Raw genomic sequence first — 3,153 nt, forward strand, 5'->3', positions numbered from 1 at the left:
TTCGAGCCGGGTCGGCGGTCGGCGTCCCTGCGACCCATGGACGAAACTCCCGAAGGCCTGCGTCCGGTCCGTTCCCGCATGATCTCATCGGAAGCGCCGTGACGGGCCGGCCTGCGGCCGTGCCCCCTCGCATCGCTGCCGAATCGCTGCCACGGTTGACGAACCGCTAATCGATCGGGGCGAGTTCGATCGATCCGCGCAGGCTGGAATTCGGCCTGTCCGCAGGCTCCCGGATCGCCGGGGCGAATGCGTAAAATTGCGCGGATCGGCTTCAGCGCGGCACAGGGCGATGGCCCGCATCGTCACCTCGACGGACGAGGCGACGATCATGCTGAGCGGTAAGCGGACGGGTTTGGGAGCAATCGCGGCGTTGGCCGCCCTCGCGTTCTGGCCCGCCGCGGCGTCGGCCCAGGCCGCCGGCGCGATGCCTCCGGCCTCTGCGGCGGCGACGCCGCTCGGCGAGGCCCGGCCGATCGCCGCCTGGGTGAGCTTCTGTGCGGCCGCCGCCGCCGAATGCGCCGTCGACCCGTCGGAGCCCACGAGCGTCGCCCTGACCTCCGCCGTCTGGAGCACCGTCGTCTCGGTGAACCGCCGCGTGAACAAGTCCGTGCGGGCGGTGACCGACCTCGACCATTGGGCTGTCCCCGACCGCTGGGACCTCGCCGAGGACGGTGCGGGCGATTGCGAGGACTACCAGCTTCTCAAGCGCAAGTTGCTGGCAGCGGCCGGCCTGCCGCGCCGGGCGATGCGGATGACCGTCGTCATCGACGAGAAGGGCGAGGGCCATGCGGTGCTCACCCTCGTGACCGACCGCGGCGACTACATCCTCGACAACAAGACCAGCGAGATCCTGCCCTGGTACCGGACCGGCTACATCTTCATCAAGCGCGAGAGCCAGCACGCCGTCGCCTGGGTGTCGCTCGGCGGCGTCACCTCGCCGGCCACCACCGCCAATCGGTAACTCACCGGAACTGGACGAACGGCACGGCACAGGCTTCTATGGGACGAGCCGCGACAAGCGTCCCGTCGCCGGACGACTTACCCGACGTCCCGGTGTTGCAAGTTCGCAGCAGATCTTTTTGGAACTTATTCGATCCGCAGAAGTTAACTCCTTCGTCATTTTTCCGATTGAGCTACGTCAAGGACCGTGCAAGCTTCATGCCTTAGCCAACGAATGGCGGGGCGAGCTTGATGCGGCACGCAGGTCTGCACACCCTCGACGCGGCGGGAGGGACGTTTTCCCTGAGCCGGCGTCTCACCCGTGCGATTCAAGCCAGCCTGGTCGGATCGATCCTGATGCTCGGCGGCGCCAGTGCCCAGCAGGACGACGCCGCGGCGCTCCCGGAGGCCACCATCATCGAGGAGGGTGGCGCCGCCAAGCCGGTGGCGGCCTGGACCGTCCTGTGCGCTCGCTTGCCGGACGAGTGCGGCGTCGACCTGTCCCAACCCACGCTCATCGCCCTCAATCCGGCGGTGTGGCGCACGCTGACCAGCGTCAACCGCCGCGTCAACGCGCGGATCAAACCGATCACCGACATCGCCCATTGGGGCGTGGTCGACCGCTGGGATTACCCGGACGACGGGTTCGGCGATTGCGAGGATTTCCAGCTGCTCAAGCGGCGGATGCTGGTCGAGCGCGGCTTGCCGCGCCGCGCCCTGCGCATGACCGTGGTCATCGACGATATCGGCGAGGGCCACGCGGTGCTGATGGTCCGCACCAATCGCGGCGACCTGATCCTCGACAACAAGACCAACGCGATCCTGTCGGGGACGCGCACGGGCTACACCTTCGTCAAGCGTGAAGGCCAGGACGGGATGGCCTGGGTCTCGCTCAACGGCGTCACGTCGCCGGTGACGACCGCGAATCGTTGAGGCCGGCGGCTATTTCATAGGTCTTTCCGTTTGATCAGGTCGGCGTGGCGCGACCCCTCCCCGTCGTTGCAGGGCGATCGCAGATGGAAATTCCGCCTCGCCTCGCAGGAAGGCGGAGTCGGTCTTCCGGTGTTTCCCAGTCCCCTTAGTCATTCCGGGTCTGCTTGGCAGAGCCCGGAACCCAGAGCCGCCGACGCGGCAAGCTGAAGAGCCACCTGCGGTTCTGGGTTCCGGGCTCGCCTGCGGCGACCCGGCATGACCAAGGGGACGCTCAATCGCAGGCGAGAAGGACCATTTCTCATCTGCAATCGCCCTGCCCTCGTAGCGAGGGGTGCGGGTGGTTCCGCTGCCCTCAGCACAGGGTCACCCAGCTACCTCCACCTCCAACTCCTCCCCGCCAGGGGAGGAGCGTGCTGCGGCGCGCGGACGGACACGGGTGATCTTCCCTCAGCTTCCCACGATGAAATGGGCGAGGTCGAGCACGATGCGTCCGGAGAGCAGGCTCCAGCCGCAGGCGATCATGGTGGCGATCATCACGAACGGGATGGGCCGGCCCTCGATCTGCCGCCCGCGCAGGGTGTTGCGCAGGATGATGAAGGGCGCGGTGAAGGCCAGCACCGGCAGGGCCGCCGCCGCCGCCACGCCGCCGCGCTCCAACAGGTTGAAGCTGGCACGCCGCTCGGTGACGAGCTCGAACGCGGTGGCGAGCAGGCCCGACAGGGCGAGCCCGAGGCAGAGGGTCTGGATCGATTCGAGGGCCGACGGGCTGATGACCATGGCGCGTGCGCTCCATCGTTGACGACGAGGTAGCGCGCACTCTGCCCGAGCGTTTACGAAGTGTTAAGGATTACCCGTGGGCAAGGTAAACGCCGCCCACAGGCCATTCCGGCACGGCGATGAGCCGGGCGAGCGTCAGTCCTCGAGATCGATATCGAGGATCGCCATGGCGAAGTTGAACGAGCGGTCGCCGTCCTCGTCGTCGACGGACACGATCCCGAGGAACTCCTCGCCGATATAGACCTCGGCCGAATCGTCCTTCTTGGGCCGCGGCACGAGGCGGATATTGGTGTTCGAGAAGGTGCGGCGAAGGTAGTCCTGCACCTTCGTGATGTCGGTCTTGGTCACGCTCAACCTCATTGCGGCGGCCGATGGCGGCCGCCTCCCCTCGACGAAACGGGAGCACCGGCCATCGCCCTGGGCGGTGGTTCCGGCACCGCTTGCCACGCCGCCCGTGAGGGGGCAACCCGTGGGGCGAGCCGCGACGACGCGGCTTCAGATCCC

4 protein-coding genes are annotated in these 3,153 nt (G+C 67.5%); 2 read left to right on the plus strand and 2 right to left on the minus strand.

Annotated features, from left to right (window positions below):
- The first annotated feature begins 328 nt into the window (after positions 1-328).
- Together ACFE7U_RS16780 and ACFE7U_RS16785 are read left to right on the plus strand one after the other, a co-directional pair.
- Entirely contained in the window at positions 329-961 is a 633-nt protein-coding gene (locus tag ACFE7U_RS16780) for a transglutaminase-like cysteine peptidase (RefSeq protein WP_375410859.1), read from the plus strand.
- Positions 962-1,191: 230 nt separating this feature from the next.
- Positions 1,192-1,872 (plus strand): transglutaminase-like cysteine peptidase, encoded by a 681-nt coding sequence (locus ACFE7U_RS16785; protein WP_375410853.1) that lies wholly within the window; start codon positions 1,192-1,194, stop codon positions 1,870-1,872.
- Positions 1,873-2,319: 447 nt separating this feature from the next.
- On the opposite strand, the gene ACFE7U_RS16790 is transcribed toward ACFE7U_RS16785, so the two are convergent.
- A complete protein-coding gene (locus ACFE7U_RS16790; RefSeq protein WP_375410854.1) occupies positions 2,320-2,649 on the minus strand; it encodes a DUF6949 family protein in 330 nt (109 codons plus the stop codon).
- Positions 2,650-2,784: 135 nt separating this feature from the next.
- Complete coding sequence (locus ACFE7U_RS16795; protein WP_375410855.1) at positions 2,785-2,997, minus strand: DUF3126 family protein; 213 nt, start codon at positions 2,995-2,997, stop codon at positions 2,785-2,787.
- Positions 2,998-3,153: the final 156 nt, after the last annotated feature.

Origin of the sequence: uncultured Methylobacterium sp., from assembly GCF_964251405.1 — a bacterium.
Lineage (GTDB): Bacteria > Pseudomonadota > Alphaproteobacteria > Rhizobiales > Beijerinckiaceae > Methylobacterium.